Here is an 18,923-nt window from a genome sequence, read left to right as displayed (position 1 = left end):
ATGGCAAAGCTCTATCGATTGCTGACCGAGGAAGACACCTCCGCGTTCTGCCACAAAGTATCAGATGCGCTGGCTAAAGGGTGGGACCTGTATGGCGACCCATCCTACGCGTTTGACGCGGAAAACGGTGTCATGCGTTGTGCGCAGGCCGTGACCAAAGAGGTCGATGGCGATTATTCACCTGACATGAAACTGGGACAGCAATAATGGCAAAAACCAATCCGGGTCGCTTTTTCGAGGACTATTCCGTTGGGCAGGTCCTGCCCCATGCGGTGCCCCGTACCGTGACGGATGGGGAGCGGGCGCTGTATCACGCGCTCTATCCGGCGCGCCACGCGCTTTATTCCTCGGACGAGTTTGCGCGGTCTTGTGGGTTACAGGAAAGTCCGTTTGATGATTTGGCGGCGTTTCATGTGGTGTTCGGCAAGACCGTACCGGATGTCTCGCTGAACGCGGTGGCCAATCTGGGCTATGCCGAGGGCCGCTGGATAAAGCCGGTCTATCCCGGCGACACCTTGCGCTCGATCTCTGAGGTGATCGGGGTCAAGCAGAATTCGAACGGCAAAACGGGCGTGGTCTGGGTGCGTACCCGTGGTCTGAACCAGCTGGACGAGGTGGTGATCGACTATGTGCGCTGGGTTATGGTTCGAAAGTCGAACCCGGATGCGCCGCCGCCGGAAACCGTTGTACCCGACCTGAAAAAGGTTTTGGCACCGGAAGATTTGGTGATCCCCGAGGGGCTGGATTTTTCGAACTATGATTTCACCTTGGCGGGCGAGCCCCATCGCTGGGGTGACTATGAAATCGGTGAGACAATCGACCATGTGGATGGAGTGACCATCGAAGAGGCTGAACATATGCTGGCCACTCGTCTGTGGCAGAACACGGCCAAAGTGCATTTTGACCTCACCTTCCGACCCGAGGGACGATTGATCTATGGCGGTCATGTGATCTCGATGGCGCGAGCCTTGTCCTTTAACGGGTTGGCAAATGCGCAGATGATCGTTGGCCTGAACGGTGGCGCCCACGCGAATCCTTGTTTTGCGGGTGATACCATCAAGGCCTGGTCAGAGGTTTTGGACAAAGCCGAAACCAGCGTTCCCGGCGTCGGGGCTATCCGCTTGCGATTGGTTGCCACCAAAGGCGGTGCGCCGTTTGAGTTGCGCAATGAAGACGGCAAGTACCAGTCGCAGGTTCTGTTGGATCTGGACTACTGGGCGCTCATGCCAATGTGATTTCGTGCAGACCCTGCGATACATGCTAGGGTACTGCTATGATCCTGTTTCGCGCCTTGATCGCTTGCCTGTGTTTAGCACCACCCGCTTGGTCTTGCGATTTGGCATTGGCTTTGGCTGTCGATGTTTCGGGGTCGGTCGACAGTGACGAATATCGCACCCAGATGGATGGGCTGGCGGCGGGGCTGCGCGACCCGATTGTGTCCGAAGCACTGGTGCGCGGGCAGGCGCGGTTGATGCTGGTGCAATGGACCGGTGCATCGCGTCAGCGGGTAACTATTCCCTGGACTCGGATCGATAGTTTCGACGCACTGGATGGGTTTGCCAGCCAAGTCGCGCAAGATCCACGCATCTGGCGAAACTTCTCAACGGCTATAGGCGAAGCGTTAGAAATGACGCTGGCCAGCTTTGATGCTGTGGACGATTGCAAACGTTTGTTGATAGATATTTCTGGCGATGGGGTCTCGAACGAAGGGGTCGAGCCTAGTCAGATCCATCGCCTGCTGCGTGCCCGTGGCGTAACCGTGAATGCGATTGCCATCGAAGAATCTGAACCGGATCTGACGGCCTATTTCTTTGAGAATGTCATCGTGGGCGAGGGTGCTTTTGTTGTGTCTGCCGCCGGGTTTGCTGATTACCCTGAACGTATTCGAAAAAAGCTGCTGCGAGAGGTAACACAGCAATCAGCCGACTTGAAATAGGCAAGGCAGATTCGTGATCACATTGCTTTCCTACTGAAATCGCTAACATAGGCAGCGCTGAATGTCATTTGTGATCACGGCTTTTATTTGCGTGATCACATTTTGAAGAAATCATCCATTTTGCGGTAATTTTACCTGTTTTTGCGGGTGCAGCACGTGACAGACCACCAAAAACCGGTAAAACGACAAGTAGCCAAAGTAAGAGGAGCCGCCATGGCCGATGTCAATCGGGGCAACCGCCCGCTCTCGCCACACATAATGATTTATCGTCCACAGATGACCTCGATATCGTCGATCATGGTTCGACTGTCCGCTCTTGCGGTGTTCGCAATCGCCGCACTTGTTGTTTGGTGGTTGCTTGCTGCTGCCACGTCTGAGGCCGCATTTGCTGGCATCGACGGCTTTCTGCGCAGCTGGTTTGGTCAGCTTATCCTGACCGGTGGCGTTTGGGCGCTGTGGTATCACACGCTGGGCCGTCTGCGCCACGTGGTTTGGGATTTCGGCTATTGCCTGGATGTTTCGGTGTCCGAAAAGATGGGCATTGGCATGTTTGTCGGGGCGACCGTTCTGACCATCATAACCATGGCTTTGGTGTAAGGAGGATGGCGATGCAATACCTTACCGACCGCAAACGCGCGCAAGGCCTGGGCGCTGGGAAATCCGGAACGCAAACCCATTGGCGCACCATGGTTCGGGCGATGATCCTGGCCATTCTGGTGCCCCTGTTCATCTTCACTTTTGGTTATGGCATCGGCGGAACCTACGAAGAGGTTCTGGCCTATTTCGCCCGACCCTTCCCGGCCATCATCACTGCACTGACACTGGTCGTTGGTCTGTTGCAACTCATGTATGAGGCGCAGGAAACCATCGAGGACTACGTGCACGGGATCGCGGAAAAGATCACACTCGTTGCGATGTGGGCGTTTGGCTACACGCTGATGGCTGCGGGGCTGTTTGCCCTCGTCAAGCTGGCCCTGTGACGACGCGCGGTAAGGATCAGAGATAATGACAGCAGCATATGAATATGAAACCCACGAATATGACGTCGTGGTTGTCGGGGCAGGCGGCGCCGGTCTGCGCGCAACGCTGGGTATGGCAGAGCAAGGCCTGCGTACAGCCTGTGTAACCAAGGTTTTCCCGACCCGCTCGCACACGGTTGCAGCGCAAGGCGGGATCGCCGCGTCGCTGTCCAACATGGGCCCGGACCATTGGCAGTGGCACATGTATGACACCGTCAAGGGCTCGGACTGGCTGGGTGACACCGACGCAATGGAGTACCTGGCGCGTGAAGCGCCCAAGGCGGTCTATGAGCTGGAGCACTACGGCGTGCCCTTCAGTCGGACCGAGGAAGGCAAGATTTATCAGCGCCCGTTCGGTGGCCACACGACCGAGTTTGGCGAAGGCCCCGCCGTGCAGCGCACCTGTGCCGCCGCCGACAGGACCGGCCACGCGATCCTGCACACGCTGTACGGCCAGTCGCTGAAGAACAACGCCGAGTTCTACATCGAATATTTCGCCATCGACCTGATCATGTCCGAGGATGGGCAGTGTCAGGGCGTTGTCTGCTGGAAGCTGGACGACGGCACAATGCATGTCTTCAACGCCAAGATGGTTGTGCTGGCGACCGGCGGCTATGGCCGGGCGTATTTCAGCGCCACCTCGGCCCATACCTGCACCGGCGACGGTGGCGGTATGGTCGCCCGCGCGGGTCTGGCCTTGCAGGATATGGAATTCGTGCAATTCCACCCGACCGGCATCTACGGCTCGGGCTGTTTGATTACCGAAGGCGCACGGGGCGAGGGTGGCTATCTGACCAACTCGGAAGGCGAGCGGTTCATGGAGCGTTATGCGCCTCAGTACAAGGACCTCGCGCCGCGCGACTATGTCTCGCGTTCTATGACGATGGAAATCCGCGAAGGCCGCGGTGTCGGCGGCGAAGGCGATCATATCCACCTGAACCTGTCGCACCTGCCTGCCGAAGCTTTGGCCGAGCGTCTGCCGGGCATTTCGGAAAGCGCCAAGATTTTTGCAGGCGTGGATGTCACCAAGGAACCGATCCCTGTCCTGCCGACCGTGCACTACAACATGGGTGGTATCCCGACCAACTATTGGGGTGAGGTTCTGAACCCGACCGCCGATGACCCGACCGCCGTAGTGCCGGGCCTCATGGCCGTTGGTGAAGCTGGTTGCGCCTCGGTCCATGGTGCCAATCGTCTGGGCTCGAACTCGCTGATCGACCTTGTGGTCTTTGGACGCGCGTCTGCGATCCGCGCCGGTAAGGTTGTGGATGCCGAGGCTCCGAACCCGGTTCTGAACCAGGCATCGGTCGACAAAGCCTTTGATCGCTTTGATACTGTGCGTAACGCCCGTGGCGCGATCCCAACCGCTGATCTGCGACTTGAGATGCAGAAAACCATGCAGGCTGACGCAGCCGTTTTCCGGACCGCCAAAACCATGGCCGAAGGGGTCGAAAAGATGACCGCGATTGCCGCCAAGATGGACGATCTGCAAGTCACCGACCGCTCGCTTGTTTGGAACAGTGATCTGATGGAGACGCTGGAGCTGACCAACCTGATGCCAAATGCTCTGACCACTATTGTCGGGGCTGAAGCGCGCAAGGAATCCCGTGGTGCGCACGCCCATGAGGATTTCAGCGAGCGGGATGACAAAAACTGGCGCGTTCACACCGTTAGCCGTGTTGACGGCACCAAGGTGGACCTCAGCTATCGTCCGGTGATCGTTGATCCGCTGACAAACGAGGATCAAGGCGGCATCAGCCTCAAGAAAATCGCGCCTAAGGCGCGGACCTTCTAAGGAGCGTATTGACCAGGCAATGGTGTGCGAACGCCACATACCCAAGGACAACGCCCTGACCTTCCGCCGTTTGACTCCGCATGGTGCCCGGAGGCGGTCATGACGGTCGAGGTGCTGCATTCTGCCCAAACCGATCCGAAAATCATTCTGATCGGTTTAAACCGCTGCGCGACGACGTCGTTCCACAGGCTGTTTCAGGACAGTGGTATTCCGTCGGTGCATTGGGTGGATCAGCAGGGCGATAATCTGGCGCATCGCATGATGACCAATATCGCCATGGGCCGCAAACCACTGGATGGGTTTGGTGCTGTTCGGGCATTTACCGACATTTCCTTTGTGAACGCGCGTTTCATGCTGGATGGCACACGGTTTTTCCGCGAATTGCACGCCGCATATCCAGACGCCTATTTCCTGCTGAACACGCGCAATGTGGACGATTGGATCGCCTCACGCGCGCGCCACAGCAATGGCGGATATCTGGAACGGTGCTGCAAAGCCAACGGCCAGACCGCCGACGACGTCAAGCAAGGTTGGCGCCGTATGTGTGACGTGCATCATGCTGAGGTGCAGAAGTATTTCGCCGGAAACCCAAGGTTTCTGCGCTTTGACATTGACCGGGACGAACCAAAGGCCATTGCCGACTGGCTGTCCCCGGATTTTGACGTGAACATTGCCCATTGGGGGCATCATAATCGCGGCGCATCTGATCGCGCCCGGACAGGCTGAATGGAGAATTGACATGGTTCAACTGACCCTGCCCAAGAATTCCCGGATCACCACCGGTAAGACCTGGCCCAAACCGGAGGGCGCGAAAAACCTGCGCAAGTTCCAGATTTACCGCTGGAACCCCGATGACGGCCAGAACCCGCGTGTCGACACGTATTTCGTCGATATGGATACCTGCGGGCCAATGGTTCTGGACGCGCTGATCAAGATCAAGAACGAGATTGATCCGACCCTGACCTTCCGCCGGTCGTGCCGCGAAGGGATCTGTGGCTCCTGCGCGATGAATATCGACGGGATCAACACGCTGGCCTGTATCTACGGCATGGATGAGATCAAGGGCGACGTGAAAATCTATCCGCTGCCGCATATGCCGGTGGTCAAGGACCTGATCCCCGACCTGACGCATTTCTACGCGCAGCATGCCTCGATCATGCCGTGGCTGGAAACCAAAACCAACCGTCCCGCGAAAGAGTGGAAGCAGTCCATCGAAGACCGCAAGAAACTGGACGGCCTGTATGAATGCGTGATGTGCGCCAGCTGCTCGACCTCGTGCCCGAGCTATTGGTGGAACGGCGACCGCTATCTTGGCCCCGCAGCTTTGCTGCACGCCTATCGCTGGATTATCGACAGCCGTGATGAAGCCACGGGTGAGCGTCTGGATGAGCTGGAGGATCCCTTTAAGCTGTACCGCTGCCACACGATCATGAACTGCGCTAAGACCTGCCCCAAGGGCTTGAACCCGGCGGCGGCGATTGCGCAGATCAAAAAGATGATGGTTGAACGTTCGGTTTGACCGAAAAATCGCGCTTGCCGAGTTGCGGCAAGCGCATGTCCCTGTTGCGAAATCAACCGATGTCGACGGGCGCAAAACACCCTAGATTTGCCATAGGGAGGAGTGATGGGATCAAGTCAGGATCACTCCGATGAAAACAACACCACAAACCCCAAAACCAACCGCCAAGGAAGCGTTGGAAATGCTAGAACAGGCATGGGCTTACTACACGCCAGAGCCGTCGACTGTTCAGTCGCGTGAACCCGAGCTTTTTGAGTACGCAAACGCAGCCTGAAGGCTTGCCATCGACGGATAGAATGGGCGAAACAGAGACATGCCCATTCTATTGCTTCTTCTGGCCGCCGGGGTGTTTGCGTATTTCTTTTGGCGATCCCGCACCTCCTCGCTGACGCGAGAATGCCGATGGCGGCAATATCGCGATGAAGGTTTGTGGGTCTGCGCCTATTGTGGTGCAAAGACGGAAAGCTCGGATAGCCCGACCCAGTGTTTACGACAGTCTTCAGGCCAATAGAAATCGGGCAGAGGCCAACTCTGCCCGTTCTAGTTCAGCCCGCGTTCGGAAACGCGGCGTGTAGGGCAATCTCGACCATATCGCCAAAGCTGCTTTCGCGCTCGGATGAGGGCAGGGCCTCACCGGTCAGCAGATGATCAGACACGGTTAGAACGGCCAGTGCCCGGCATTTGTGCCGGGCTGCAAGGATGTAAAGCTCAGCGGCTTCCATCTCGACGCCCAAGATGCCGTGGCGCACCATCTGTTCGTTCAGATCGGGGCGTTCGTCATAGAACACATCCGATGAATAGATGCCGCCGATATGGGTGGGCGTGCCTTTGGTTTTGGCTGCCGCAGCTGCCGCTTGCAGCAGGCCCCAATCCGCGCAGGGGGCAAAGTTCAGCTCTTTCATGATCCCGCGCGACGGTGTGCTGAGCGTTGTCGACGTCATTGCCAAAATGACATCGCGCACATTTACGCTATCTTGCATCCCGCCGCATGACCCGATCCGGATCAGTGTTTTCGCGCCATAATCCCGGATCAGTTCATTCACATAGATCGAAAGCGACGGCATCCCCATGCCGCTGCCCTGGATCGTCACCGGATGGCCCTTCCAGCTGCCGGTGAAGCCCAGCATGCCCCGAACATTGTTGACCTGCTTGACGTCGTCCAGAAACGTTTCAGCCGCCCATTTTGCCCGATACGGATCGCCGGGCAAAAGGACGGTTTCTGCGATTTCACCTTTTTCTGCGCCAATATGAATTGTCATTTCGGCACCTACCTTGCTTAGATTTCCAGATCGGAAATATCTGCGCCAGATTTCAGCGCATCATGAATCCATTGCGGTTTCCGGCCGCGACCTGTCCAGGTTTGTGCCGGATCGGCCGGGTTGCGATATTTTGCTTTTGCCTTAGTGCCCTTAGCGGTGCGTGGTGCGTCATCGGACAATTCAGAAAGCGAGAAGCCAAACTCAGCCGCGGCTTTTTCTGCCGCTTTCAGCGCTTCTTTGCGTTCACGTTTCTCAGCGTTTATCAGCGCTTTTTCGACATTGTCGCGCAAAGACAACAGCTCTTTCCGCGACATTTCTTCAAGATTGATCCCCATTGGTATTCTCCGTCCAGTATTTTGGTGCTTTACGCAAAGACGCGTGCGCATTCACGCAACGCGATACCCTAACTCCAAAGAATTGGGAATAGAAACGGGGAATTTACTGGATTAAATGTCCGTTATTCTGCGGCAAGGTTTTGCGGATCCACCAATTCGACAATATCTCCCATGATCGAATTCAATTCGAAATTCTTGGGGGTATAGACTTTGGCGACACCCATGGCCTTAAGCTTTTCCGCATCTTCATCCGGAATAATTCCGCCAACAACGACTGGGATGTGATCCAGACCCACCTTGTGCAGGCGGGACAAGACGTCTTCGACCAAGGGCAAGTGGCTGCCAGACAGGATAGACAGCCCGATGACGTGCGCGTCGTCCTCGGCAGCGGCGGTGACGATCTCTTCGGGCGTCAGGCGGATACCCTCATAGCTGATGTCCATGCCGCAATCCCGTGCGCGGAAGGCAATTTGTTCCGCGCCGTTCGAATGGCCGTCCAGTCCGGGTTTGCCGACCAGGAATTTCAGGCGGCGACCCAACTTGTCACTAACTGTATCGACGGCAGCGCGCAGATCGTCCAAACCTTCGGTTTTGTTTGAGACGGAGCCTGACACACCGGTCGGACCACGATAGGTGCCATAGACCTTACGCATTTCTTCGGCCCATTCGCCGGTGGTGACACCCGCCTTTGCTGCCGCAATTGAGGGTTCCATCACATTGGTACCGTTCTGCGCAGCCTCGCGAAGCGCGGCCAGGGCGGCGGCAACCGCAGTATCGTTGCGCTCAGCGCGCCAATCGTTCAGGCGGTTGATCTGCTCCTGCTCGACAGCCGGATCAACAACCATGATCCCGCCATCTTCGGTTTGCAGGGGCGAGGGTTCACCCTCGATCCACTTGTTAACCCCCACAACAACTGTCTCGTTGCGCTCGATCCGGTTCAGGCGTTCGGCGTTGGAATCGACAAGGCGGGATTTCATGTACTCGATCGAGGCGACGGCGCCGCCCATCGAATCCAGGTTCGCCAGTTCGGCGCGCGCGCCGTTCTTCAGTTCTTCGACTTTGGCGTCGACTGCGGGGTTGCCATCAAACAGATCACCGTATTCCAGCAGGTCGGTCTCATAGGCCAAAATCTGCTGCATCCGCATCGACCATTGCTGATCCCATGGGCGCGGCAGGCCAAGCGCCTCGTTCCAAGCAGGCAGTTGCACCGCGCGGGCGCGGGCCTTTTTCGAAAGGGTTACGGCCAGCATCTCGATCAGGATGCGATAGACGTTGTTTTCCGGCTGCTGCTCGGTCAATCCCAGCGAGTTCACCTGAACGCCATAGCGGAAGCGGCGGAATTTCGGGTTCTCGACGCCGTAACGTTCTTGCAGAATCTCATCCCAAAGGTCGACGAAGGCGCGCATTTTGCACATCTCGGTGACAAAGCGGATACCGGCGTTCACAAAGAATGATATCCGTCCGCACAGCGCCGGGAAATCCTCGGCCGGAACGCGCGGGCGCAGTTCATCTAGCACTGCGATGGCAGTGGCCAGTGCATAAGCCAGTTCTTGTTCAGGTGTCGCGCCGGCTTCTTGCAGGTGATAGGAACACACGTTCATTGGGTTCCATTTGGGCACGTGCGTATAGCAATACTCGGCCACATCCGCGATCATCTTCAGCGACGGTTTGGGTGGGCACACATACGTACCGCGGCTCAGGTACTCCTTGATCAGATCGTTCTGAACTGTGCCTTGCAGTTTCGAGACATCGGCACCCTGTTCCTCGGCCACCGCGATGTACAGCGCCAGCAACCAAGGGGCTGTCGCATTGATCGTCATCGAAGTGTTCATCTGTTCCAACGGAATCTGGTCGAACAGAACCCGCATGTCACCCAGATGGCAGATCGGCACGCCCACTTTGCCAACCTCGCCCCGTGCCAACGTGTGGTCACTGTCATAGCCGGTCTGCGTCGGCAGATCGAAGGCCACCGACAGGCCGGTCTGACCTTTGGCAAGGTTTCCGCGATACAGCGCGTTCGAGGCTTTGGCGGTGGAATGACCGGCATAGGTTCGGATCAGCCAAGGGCGGTCTTTCTGCGTCTGCGTCATCGTCGGGCCTCGTGTCTCGAAGGGTAACAAAATTACGTCTAGGGGTTCTAAAGCGCAATTTTCAGGTCATGTCAATTCGCTGCGTTGCGGCATTTCAAGTTTGTTCAGATTGTGAGCCGCTCCGATTAGTGGCACTGTGCTGACATGACTCAGACCGTGGAGCTTCCGCTGTGGCTTTTTTTGTTGATCGTGGTCTTTGCCATGGTCACCTTTGCCTCGCATTTTCTGTTCCCCTCGGTGCGCTGGTTTTTTCGGCGTCGTTTGGAACGTGCTGTATCGCGTTTGAACAAACGCCTGCAAAGACCGATCCAGCCGTTTAAACTGGCGCGGCGGCACGACATGATCCAGCGGCTAATTTATGATCCTCAGGTTGGCCAGGCCGTTCAGCAGCATGCGCATGAAGAAGGCCTCCCCGAAGCGGTGGCCTTTGAACAGGCGCGTCGCTACGCGCGCGAGATCGCGCCATCTTTTTCGACCTTTATCTATTTCAGCTTCGCCATTCGTCTTGCCCGCCTGCTCAGCAACACGTTCTACGATGTCCGCCTCAGCTATATGGACGAAGCAGCGATCAAGAGGATTGATCCAGAAGCGACAGTCGTCTTTGTCATGAACCATCGCAGCAATATGGATTATGTGCTGGTCACCTATCTGGCTGCGCAGCAATCCGCGCTGTCTTATGCGGTGGGTGAATGGGCGCGGGTCTGGCCCCTCAGCCGGTTGATCCGGGCCATGGGGGCTTATTTTATCCGTCGTAAGTCTGGCAGCGACCTGTATCGACAGGTTCTGGCCAGCTATGTCCGTCACGCGACCGAGGCCGGGGTGACACAAGCCATGTTCCCGGAAGGGGGGCTTAGCCTGACCGGCGCTTTGGGGCGGCCAAAGCTGGGCCTGTTGAAATACATCATTGATGGAACTTCGCCCGAAGGTCGGGATGTGGTGTTTGTGCCCGTCGCCCTGAACTACGACCGGGTTCTAGAGGATACGATCCTGACCCGTGCCGCATTGGGGTCTGAACGGCGATTTCACGCTCGGATCGGGGTGATCACGCGCTGGATTTTGAAACAGATCTGGCGCCGCTTGATAGGCCGTTACAAGCGGTTTGGCATGGCATCTGTAAGATATGGCAAGCCGATTTCGCTGAAACAGTTCAGTGAGGAAGGCCGGAGCGATTTGATGACAGATCTGGCCCGCGAACTCATGAAGCGCATTGGCGCTGCGATCCCCGTGGTCCCTGCACCGGCTGCCTGTGCGTTGCTACGTGACAATGGTCCGTTGTCCGAGCAAGAATTGAAAGCGCGCATTGCAGGGTTGATGAAGGCAGATGACGATCGACTGTCCGAAAATGGCGAGGCGGTGGATGATGCACTAGATCAACTGGTCGAGCGTCGAATCCTGAGCCATGATGAAGGTATCTTCAGCCTGTCAGATCAACGCGTCGATCTTCAAAACTATTACGCGGCATCCGTTCCGGCGCGTGTGATTTCTGGGAATACTGCAGATGCGAAGGAATTTTCTGCATCTGCTGGGTCATAAAATTTCAAATTTCACGCAAAAGCGGTTGCAATATTACTCAAGCGCCAATATTCACATTTTGAGACGCGCGCGATTCTGCGGCGCGGCAAAGGTATTGAGAGAAGGAGGCCAGCATGGCTTTGGACACCGAAAGCGGTATCGCGTCGTACGAGGCACCCGAAAAGGATCTCTATGAGATGGGGGAAATCCCTCCGATGGGGTTTGTGCCCAAGCAGATGTACGCCTGGGCGATCCGCAAAGAGCGTCACGGAGAACCAAATACCGCGATGCAGCAGGAAGTGGTTGATGTGCCCGAGTTGGACAGCAACGAGGTTCTGGTCCTCGTGATGGCGGCGGGCGTCAACTATAACGGCGTCTGGGCCGCACTGGGTCAGCCGATCAGCCCGTTTGACGGCCACAAGGCCCCGTATCATATCGCTGGTTCGGATGCGTCGGGGATCGTCTGGGCCGTGGGTGACAAGGTCAAGCGCTGGAAGGTCGGCGATGAGGTGGTGATCCACTGCAATCAGGACGATGGCGACGACGAGGAATGCAATGGCGGCGATCCGATGTACTCGCAAAGCCAGCGCATCTGGGGCTATGAAACGCCTGACGGCTCGTTCAGTCAATTCACTCGCGTGCAGGCGCAACAGCTGATGCCGCGCCCCAAGCATCTGACTTGGGAAGAAGCTGCATGCTATACGCTGACGCTGGCCACCGCCTATCGGATGCTGTTCGGGCACGAGCCGCACGATCTGAAACCCGGTCAGAACGTTCTGGTTTGGGGCGCATCGGGTGGTCTGGGCTCGTATGCGATCCAGTTGATCAATACCGCAGGTGCGAATGCAATCGGCGTGATCTCGGACGAAAGCAAACGTGACTTTGTCATGGGCCTGGGTGCCAAGGGCGTTCTGAATCGCAAGGATTTCAACTGCTGGGGCCAGCTGCCCACGGTCAATACTCCGGAATATGCCGAGTGGTTCAAAGAGGCCCGCAAGTTCGGCAAGGCGATCTGGGACATCACCGGCAAAGGCAACAATGTTGATATGGTGTTCGAACATCCTGGCGAAAGCACCTTCCCCGTGTCGACCTTCGTGGTCAAAAAGGGCGGTATGGTCGTGATTTGTGCCGGAACCACCGGGTTCAACTGTACTTTCGACGTGCGGTACATGTGGATGCACCAGAAGCGCTTGCAGGGCTCGCACTTTGCGCATTTGAAACAGGCGGCGGCCGCGAACAAGCTGATGGTCGAGCGTCGTCTGGACCCGTGCATGTCCGAAGTGTTTACGTGGAACGACCTGCCCGAGGCGCATATGAAAATGCTGCGAAACGAGCATAAGCCCGGTAACATGTCGGTCCTTGTTCAGGCGCCACGTACTGGCATGCGCACGTTGGAAGAGGTTCTGGACGCGCGCGGATAAGTCATCCACAAGTCGACTTTCAGCGCCCGCGAATCACCGTTTCGGTTCGCGGGTGTTTTGCTTTTTGGACCAGATTTAATGCTATCAACGGGTTGCAGAACCAACCCTCGCTGCTTTTGGGGAGTAGAAACCAGTGAATAGGCTGAAAAACATCACACATGTTATGGTTGTGTTAACTGTTCGTTAACTGTTTCAGAGAGACCCTGATGGCGCAGAATGAGTGGATTTTGGACGTATTGTCGGACCTCAACGCGTTCGCAGTTGCGAATGGGTTGACCGCGTTGGCTGAACAGTTGGATGACACCCGGCTGATCGCCGCCGCCGAGATCGCGTCCATCAAGGATAAGGCACAGGCGCCGGCGGATGGCAACAAAACTCGATTTGAGTCAAATCCTGCAGGATTTGGAAAACACCAGCACGCTTGACGAGCTCAGCGTCGTTGCCTTTCGACTACGCGATCATCTGAAGATCGAACATCTGACATACCACTGGGTTGACGGGGCCGGAGATCAATACGGCTGTACAACCTATTCTGATGCCTGGGACGCACGGTACCGGGAAAAAAACTATCACCGTATCGACCCTGTCATTCTGGGCTGTTTTCAACGATTTCATCCGGTTGATTGGAAGTCTCTGGACTGGTCTGGGAAAGTGTCAAAGGCGTTCTTGCAGGACGCGCTGGATCATGGGGTTGGCAATCAGGGATATTCGATCCCGATCCGTGGGCCTAATGGGCAGTTCGCGCTGTTTACTGTCAATCACAGCTGTGACGATAAAACCTGGCAAAACTTCATTGCAGATTATGGGCGCGAATTGATTCTGGTGGCCCATTTCATCAACCGCAAGGCACTGGAGTTTGAAACGGATCGGCAACCCGAATCGACACGCAGCTTGTCCCCGCGTGAGATCGACGCGATGACATTGCTGGCTTTGGGCTATAGCCGTGCGCAGGTGGCGCATTCCTTATCGATTTCTGAACATACGCTGCGGGTTTACATTGAAAGCGCCCGCGCAAAGCTGGGCGCGCAAAACACAACCCATGCGATCGCCACGGCACTTAGCCGAGGATTAATAGTGGTTTAAGCCCCGTGCGACCTGAAAACAGATAATTAACCACGACTCTGTACCCCTTTCGTTCCTGCACAGGACGACAAGGGGAAAAAGTCATGTTGCGTTATCTGTATGCCGACGAGTTGCATAAATTTCCAACTCTGGCCGAGGGGATGTTTCTGGATCGCGCGGATCAGTTCAAAACCCGATTGGGTTGGGATGTTCACGTGAATGCAAAAGGGGAAGAGCGGGATCAATACGATGATCTCAACCCGCTCTATGTCATTTGGGAAGAACCCGATGGCAGTCACGGTGGTTCAATGCGGGTTTTGCCGACCACCGGACCGGTGATGATCAACGAAGTATTCGGTCATCTGAACGAGGGGGAACCGATTTGCAGCCCACTGATCTGGGAGGTGACGCGGTTTTGTCTGTCTCGAACGGCCAGCCCGCATACAGCCGGCGCCATTATGCTCAGCGGTGGTGAGATGATGGAAGGGTTTGGTCTGACCCATATCGCTGGTGTCTTTGATGCCCGTATGATCCGGATCTACCGGATGATTGGTTCATCACCGATTGTCCTGGGCACCGAAGGCGCCGGGCGCGATCAGATCTCTGTGGGCTTGTGGCCTTATTCTGCGGATGATTGCAATCGTGTTGCGGCGCGGGCGGGTATACCGCGCGAGCTGTCCAGACTGTGGTTCAAAACGGCGTTTGGTCCCGGAAAACACCATCGGTTTGCCTTGTCCGCATAACGAACGCGAAAACACCATTCCATATCTGGTGATGGCTGGCGCGGCCTTGTAGGGTCGCGCCATGTCTTTGCCGCACGTGACCTTTTCTGAAGACCAGGCCGCCGCCTATGACAGCATCGCCGAGATGCTGCGCCAAGCCGGTGTAGACTTGGAAGATGACGCTTTGCTGAAGCCGCCGGGGGCCGGTAAGTCTGGTGTGATGGCCGTGATTGGTAAGGCCGGTTCGGGTAAGACCCTACTGTTGGCGGAACTTTACAAGGCATTGGCAGAAAGCGGTGTTCAGATCGTCTCGGGCGACTATGAAAGCCGCAAATCCCGGGACAAGCGGACGCTTGCGATTCTGGCCCCGACCAACAAGGCCGCCAGTGTGCTGCGCTTGCGCGGCGTGCCCGCCACCACCATTCACCGCATCCTCTATACACCCGTTTATGATCCGGAATACGAGCGCATCGCGGAATGGCTGGCCGGAAATGGCGAACGACCCGAGATTGAAGGCCTGACTGATGAGGCGCTGGATCGCGCAGCAGCCTTTTATGAAAACAACAAGTCGATCCCCGGTGCACTGGCTGCAGCTGGGTTGCGAGGGTCGGATTTCATCACCGGTTGGAAACGTCGGGATGAGCCGCTGGATATCGGTTTTGTTGACGAAGCCTCGATGCTGGATGACCGTCAGTTTGAAGACCTGAAAGAGATTTTTCCGACCTTGCTGATGTTTGGTGACCCGGCGCAGCTGGCCCCTGTCAATCAATCCGGCAGCATGGTGTTTGAAACCCTGCCCGAGCCGCGCAAGCTGGAATTGCACCGGGTCCACCGGCAGGATGCCGACAATCCGATCCTCGATCTGGCCCACGCGCTGGCGGACCCGGCCATGGGGTTTGAAGATTTCGAGCGGATGGTCGAAGACACCGCGCGCCGCGATGACCGTGTGGTGTGGGGGCAAAGGGTCGAGGTCGACCTGATGGCGCGCAGCCCGGTTCTGGTCTGGCGCAATGCAACACGTATTCGGCTGATCCAGGCCTTCCGCCGGGTCCATGGTGCGCCGGATACCGAATTGCTGGAAGGTGAGCCTCTGATTTGTGACGGTATTGAGCTACCGCTGAAACATCGCAAAAAGCGGCTGGATCTTGAGGCGCGCGGCCTGATCAAAGGCGCTCAGGTCATCTATCTGGGACCGGGGCGCAAACCGGGGTTTTCGCGCCTGCATGTAATGGGGGCAGAAGACCCGCAGGTCAGTGCCGCCTCGATTGTGCAGATTGAACAACCGGATGAAGAAGAACCTTTTATCCCCTATGCGGCTCGCATGGGTGCAACTTTTCTGCATGGTGCCGCAGTGACAATCCACAAGGCGCAGGGATCACAATGGGATACGGTGCAAGTCTTTGCGCCAGATATCTATGCAGCGGCCCGTATGGGCCGGACAGAGGCCGGGCAACCCCTTTGGAAACGGTTGGCCTATGTGGCGATCACACGGGCGCAGGAGCGGTTGATCTGGGTTGTCCGAAACCGGTTATCGAAACCCACACATCCATTGCGTGTTGATGACCTGAAGGCTATCCCGGCAGCCTCACTGACGCTGGAGGCGGAAGAGACGTGAAAACAATCATAGTCACCGGAGCGAGTTCGGGCATTGGCCAGGCCACGGCAGAGCTGTTTCTGGCCGAAGGTTGGACAGTAGGATTGCTGGCTCGCAGTGCTGACAAGTTGGCAGCAATTGCCGAAGGTCAGGCGCATGCGATACCGCTGGTTGCGGATGTCACGGACTCCAAGGCCGTCGATCACGCTTTTCAGGCGTTTGAGGATCAAACCGGTCGGTTGGATGTGCTGTTCAATAATGCCGGAATTTTCGCACCCGGCGGCACGATCGATGAAATCGCGTTGGAGGATTGGTTCCACAGCGTCAATGTGAACGTGAACGGCATGTTCCTGTGTGCCAGGGCGGCGTTTCGAACCATGCGCAACCAATCCCCGCAAGGTGGTCGCATCATCAACAACGGCTCCATCGCGGCTCACGTGCCGCGTCCGAACTCGGTACATTATTCCGCCACCAAACACGCGATCACAGGGCTAACGCGCAGCCTGTCTCTGGATGGGCGCCGTTTCGGCATTGCATGCGGTCAGATTGATATCGGCAATGCCCGCACGCAGATGGTTCAGGGTCTGGTCGATGCGGCCATTGCCAGCGGCGAAACGCCCGACCCGACCATGGATGTTCAGGATGCCGCGCGTTCGGTCCTGCATATGGCCAACCTTCCGCCTGAGGCGAATGTCCAGTTCATGACAGTGATGGCCACCACCATGCCTTATATCGGCAGGGGTTAGGCTTTTTACTTTTCGCGCAGCAATCTGAACGCGGTTGAGGCACCCCAACCCGCTACGATTGCGATGACCAGCGACATCAGGCCATACCACACCGGTTGCTCGCGCGACATGGTATAAAGAAACCGCTCCAGACCCACTTTTCGCACGTCAATCGTTGTCTCATAGCGCGACACGACCTCGCCGTCTCTTGTCAGAAAGATACGCGCCACATAGTCACCTTCGGTCAGGTCTGCAGGCATCGCAACCGAGGTGCGAAACAGTGTTTGTTCATCCACTGCCACCGTATTCTCACGGATGGAATACAGGTCTTCGCTTTCCCGAATGCGCACGACAGCTTCGGCAAAGTCCTGAGCGCCTTGAATATTCATCGCGGCGCCAACAGACCGAATGGCCCGCTCAATAGAGATGCGATAGCGCAGGTCTTCGGTGTCGGTGATGATATCGTCAAACGGTGCGCTGGTGGCGACCGCATAAAAGCTGGGCGCAAGGTCGACCAGCACGCTGTCGGTGTTGACCCAAATCCCAAGCCGGCGCGCCTTGCGGCGCACGGTGATCGGCTCTGATGGGCCTGCCAAGGCGACGATAACCTCAACCGGGGGACCTTCGGGGATCGGGGCCTCGCGTTTGATGGCGCCGAAGATCAGAATCTCGGACCCGTCGAAATTCGCGGTGATCGCGACGCGATCCTGACTGAGCCCAAGAACCACCTGTTCCTCTGCAGCGGCGGCAGGCAAGCACATCAGACAAAGGGCGGCAAAGAACGCGCGGACCATCATCAATGCCCTCCGCTTGCGCCGAGGGAGTATAGCTCGCTCGGTTCCAGAAGCAGATCAAGCGCCAGCTTGCCACAGACCACAAGGACCAAAGCCGCCAGAAGAACGCGCAGTTGTTCGGCAGGCATACGGGCTCCGATCACGGTACCGATCTGCGCGCCGATCACGCCGCCCACCAGCAACAGAACGGCCAGTACAATGTCGACCGTATAGTTGGTCGTGGCATGAAGCATGGTTGTGAAGGCGGTGACGAAAATGATCTGGAACAATGATGTTCCGACCACAACTTTCGTCGGCATGCCCAGCAGATAAATCATGGCGGGAACCATGATAAATCCTCCGCCCACGCCCATGATGGCGGACAAGATGCCAACACACAGCCCGACGACAACCGGCGGGATGACCGAGATATATAAGCCAGAGGTGCGAAAGCGCATCTTCAGAGGCAGCGAGTGCACCCAGCCACGTTGGCGTCGTTTGGCAGGCCCACCTGTGCCTTTCTTCACCCGCCGCAGGGCGCGCAGGCTTTCGACGAACATCAGACTGCCGATGACGCCCAGAAAGACGACGTAGCAGAGGGTGACCAACAGATCGACCTGGCCCAGGCTTTTGAGATAGTTGAAGATCACTACACCCACGGCGGCCCCGATAAGGCCACCCACCAGAAGCACCGTGCCCATCTTCAAATCTACGGTTTTTCGTCGAAGATGCGCCAGAACACCCGAAAACGAAGACGCGACGATCTGGTTGGCTTCGGTTGCAACAGCGACCGCCGGGGGAATGCCGATAAAGAACAGCAGTGGGGTCATCAGGAACCCCCCGCCAACGCCAAACATACCGGACAGGATGCCGACCATCCCCCCCAGCCCGAGTAGAAGAAAGGCATTTACAGAGACTTCGGCAATGGGAAGGTATATTTGCATGGTTTCTTCTAGGCGCGCCGGAAACGATTGCGCAACGATGCAATGCTGTCGCGGCGGGAACGGGTTGGTAACTGGATTCGACCCGAGTTCTGAACAGTCACAAGCCCAACGTCAACAGCGTGCCAAGGCCGCCGAGCTGTGAATTCTATCCGAGACCAGAGGTTCATACCCTCTTAGAGCGGTTGCGGCATGCAAAATCAACTCCGCATGCCGCTTT

21 protein-coding genes are annotated in these 18,923 nt (G+C 56.9%); 16 read left to right on the top strand and 5 right to left on the bottom strand.

The genetic code is table 11. The annotated features are described in order from the left end of the window. The 9 genes from ACR0EL_RS12000 (at nucleotide 1) to ACR0EL_RS11960 (ending at nucleotide 6,543) form a co-directional block, all read left to right on the top strand. On the top strand, nucleotides 1–207 hold the full coding sequence (locus ACR0EL_RS12000; RefSeq protein ID WP_353011982.1) for a DUF1737 domain-containing protein: 207 nt from the start codon (nucleotides 1–3) through the stop codon (nucleotides 205–207). Continuing rightward, nucleotides 207–1,235: a MaoC family dehydratase gene (locus ACR0EL_RS11995; protein WP_480500108.1), complete on the top strand. Its 1,029-nt coding sequence runs from the start codon at nucleotides 207–209 to the stop codon at nucleotides 1,233–1,235. Before ACR0EL_RS12000 ends, ACR0EL_RS11995 begins: the two co-directional genes overlap by 1 nt. Nucleotides 1,236–1,273: 38 nt before the next feature. Then, complete coding sequence (locus ACR0EL_RS11990) at nucleotides 1,274–1,936, top strand: DUF1194 domain-containing protein (protein WP_480500107.1); 663 nt, start codon at nucleotides 1,274–1,276, stop codon at nucleotides 1,934–1,936. A 213-nt stretch (nucleotides 1,937–2,149) separates the two neighbouring features. Next, nucleotides 2,150–2,533, top strand: coding sequence for a succinate dehydrogenase, cytochrome b556 subunit (gene sdhC / locus ACR0EL_RS11985; protein ID WP_480500105.1), 384 nt, complete (start codon nucleotides 2,150–2,152; stop codon nucleotides 2,531–2,533). An 11-nt stretch (nucleotides 2,534–2,544) separates the two neighbouring features. Next, nucleotides 2,545–2,916, top strand: coding sequence for a succinate dehydrogenase, hydrophobic membrane anchor protein (locus ACR0EL_RS11980; protein WP_480500104.1), 372 nt, complete (start codon nucleotides 2,545–2,547; stop codon nucleotides 2,914–2,916). A 25-nt stretch (nucleotides 2,917–2,941) separates the two neighbouring features. Beyond that, on the top strand, nucleotides 2,942–4,750 hold the full coding sequence (sdhA, locus tag ACR0EL_RS11975) for a succinate dehydrogenase flavoprotein subunit (protein WP_480500103.1): 1,809 nt from the start codon (nucleotides 2,942–2,944) through the stop codon (nucleotides 4,748–4,750). Between the two features lie 99 nt (nucleotides 4,751–4,849). After that, entirely contained in the window at nucleotides 4,850–5,476 is a 627-nt protein-coding gene (locus tag ACR0EL_RS11970) for a sulfotransferase (RefSeq protein ID WP_480500102.1), read from the top strand. A gap of 13 nt (nucleotides 5,477–5,489) precedes the next feature. Continuing rightward, nucleotides 5,490–6,269, top strand: coding sequence for a succinate dehydrogenase iron-sulfur subunit (locus tag ACR0EL_RS11965; protein ID WP_480500101.1), 780 nt, complete (start codon nucleotides 5,490–5,492; stop codon nucleotides 6,267–6,269). Nucleotides 6,270–6,399: 130 nt separating this feature from the next. Then, nucleotides 6,400–6,543, top strand: coding sequence for a hypothetical protein (locus ACR0EL_RS11960; protein WP_353011959.1), 144 nt, complete (start codon nucleotides 6,400–6,402; stop codon nucleotides 6,541–6,543). A 271-nt stretch (nucleotides 6,544–6,814) separates the two neighbouring features. On the opposite strand, the gene deoD is transcribed toward ACR0EL_RS11960, so the two are convergent. The 3 genes from deoD to ACR0EL_RS11945 form a co-directional block, all read right to left on the bottom strand. Continuing rightward, nucleotides 6,815–7,528 carry a purine-nucleoside phosphorylase gene (gene deoD, locus ACR0EL_RS11955; RefSeq protein WP_480500100.1) on the bottom strand — a complete coding sequence of 238 codons (714 nt, stop codon included), beginning with the start codon at nucleotides 7,526–7,528 and terminating at the stop codon, nucleotides 6,815–6,817. A gap of 17 nt (nucleotides 7,529–7,545) precedes the next feature. Further along, nucleotides 7,546–7,863, bottom strand: a complete 318-nt coding sequence (locus ACR0EL_RS11950; RefSeq protein ID WP_480500099.1) for an H-NS histone family protein — start codon at nucleotides 7,861–7,863, stop codon at nucleotides 7,546–7,548. A 122-nt stretch (nucleotides 7,864–7,985) separates the two neighbouring features. Beyond that, on the bottom strand, nucleotides 7,986–9,983 hold the full coding sequence (locus ACR0EL_RS11945) for a protein meaA (protein ID WP_480500098.1): 1,998 nt from the start codon (nucleotides 9,981–9,983) through the stop codon (nucleotides 7,986–7,988). 114 nt (nucleotides 9,984–10,097) lie between these two features. On the opposite strand from ACR0EL_RS11945, the gene ACR0EL_RS11940 reads away from it, so the two are divergent. The 7 genes from ACR0EL_RS11940 to ACR0EL_RS11910 all read left to right on the top strand — a co-directional run bounded on the left by ACR0EL_RS11940 (nucleotide 10,098) and on the right by ACR0EL_RS11910 (nucleotide 17,010). Further along, nucleotides 10,098–11,486: a 1-acyl-sn-glycerol-3-phosphate acyltransferase gene (locus ACR0EL_RS11940; protein ID WP_480500097.1), complete on the top strand. Its 1,389-nt coding sequence runs from the start codon at nucleotides 10,098–10,100 to the stop codon at nucleotides 11,484–11,486. A gap of 113 nt (nucleotides 11,487–11,599) precedes the next feature. After that, entirely contained in the window at nucleotides 11,600–12,886 is a 1,287-nt protein-coding gene (gene ccrA / locus ACR0EL_RS11935; protein ID WP_480500096.1) for a crotonyl-CoA carboxylase/reductase, read from the top strand. Between the two features lie 206 nt (nucleotides 12,887–13,092). Beyond that, nucleotides 13,093–13,311, top strand: coding sequence for a hypothetical protein (locus ACR0EL_RS11930; protein WP_170535599.1), 219 nt, complete (start codon nucleotides 13,093–13,095; stop codon nucleotides 13,309–13,311). Beyond that, on the top strand, nucleotides 13,250–13,969 hold the full coding sequence (locus tag ACR0EL_RS11925) for a helix-turn-helix transcriptional regulator (RefSeq protein ID WP_480500094.1): 720 nt from the start codon (nucleotides 13,250–13,252) through the stop codon (nucleotides 13,967–13,969). Before ACR0EL_RS11930 ends, ACR0EL_RS11925 begins: the two co-directional genes overlap by 62 nt. Before the next feature lie 83 nt (nucleotides 13,970–14,052). Beyond that, nucleotides 14,053–14,691, top strand: a complete 639-nt coding sequence (locus tag ACR0EL_RS11920) for an acyl-homoserine-lactone synthase (RefSeq protein ID WP_353011941.1) — start codon at nucleotides 14,053–14,055, stop codon at nucleotides 14,689–14,691. Nucleotides 14,692–14,752: 61 nt separating this feature from the next. After that, nucleotides 14,753–16,285 (top strand): ATP-dependent DNA helicase, encoded by a 1,533-nt coding sequence (locus ACR0EL_RS11915; protein ID WP_480500093.1) that lies wholly within the window; start codon nucleotides 14,753–14,755, stop codon nucleotides 16,283–16,285. Beyond that, nucleotides 16,282–17,010 carry an SDR family oxidoreductase gene (locus ACR0EL_RS11910; RefSeq protein ID WP_480500092.1) on the top strand — a complete coding sequence of 243 codons (729 nt, stop codon included), beginning with the start codon at nucleotides 16,282–16,284 and terminating at the stop codon, nucleotides 17,008–17,010. Before ACR0EL_RS11915 ends, ACR0EL_RS11910 begins: the two co-directional genes overlap by 4 nt. A 5-nt stretch (nucleotides 17,011–17,015) precedes the next feature. On the opposite strand, the gene ACR0EL_RS11905 is transcribed toward ACR0EL_RS11910, so the two are convergent. Continuing rightward, nucleotides 17,016–17,783 carry a TIGR02186 family protein gene (locus ACR0EL_RS11905; protein ID WP_480500152.1) on the bottom strand — a complete coding sequence of 256 codons (768 nt, stop codon included), beginning with the start codon at nucleotides 17,781–17,783 and terminating at the stop codon, nucleotides 17,016–17,018. Between the two features lie 2 nt (nucleotides 17,784–17,785). Beyond that, complete coding sequence (locus ACR0EL_RS11900; protein ID WP_170535866.1) at nucleotides 17,786–18,706, bottom strand: sulfite exporter TauE/SafE family protein; 921 nt, start codon at nucleotides 18,704–18,706, stop codon at nucleotides 17,786–17,788. Between the last annotated feature and the right edge of the window lie 217 nt (nucleotides 18,707–18,923).

Source organism: Ruegeria sp. AH12 (assembly GCF_056541465.1).
This window is presented reverse-complemented; position numbering and strand designations above follow the sequence as displayed.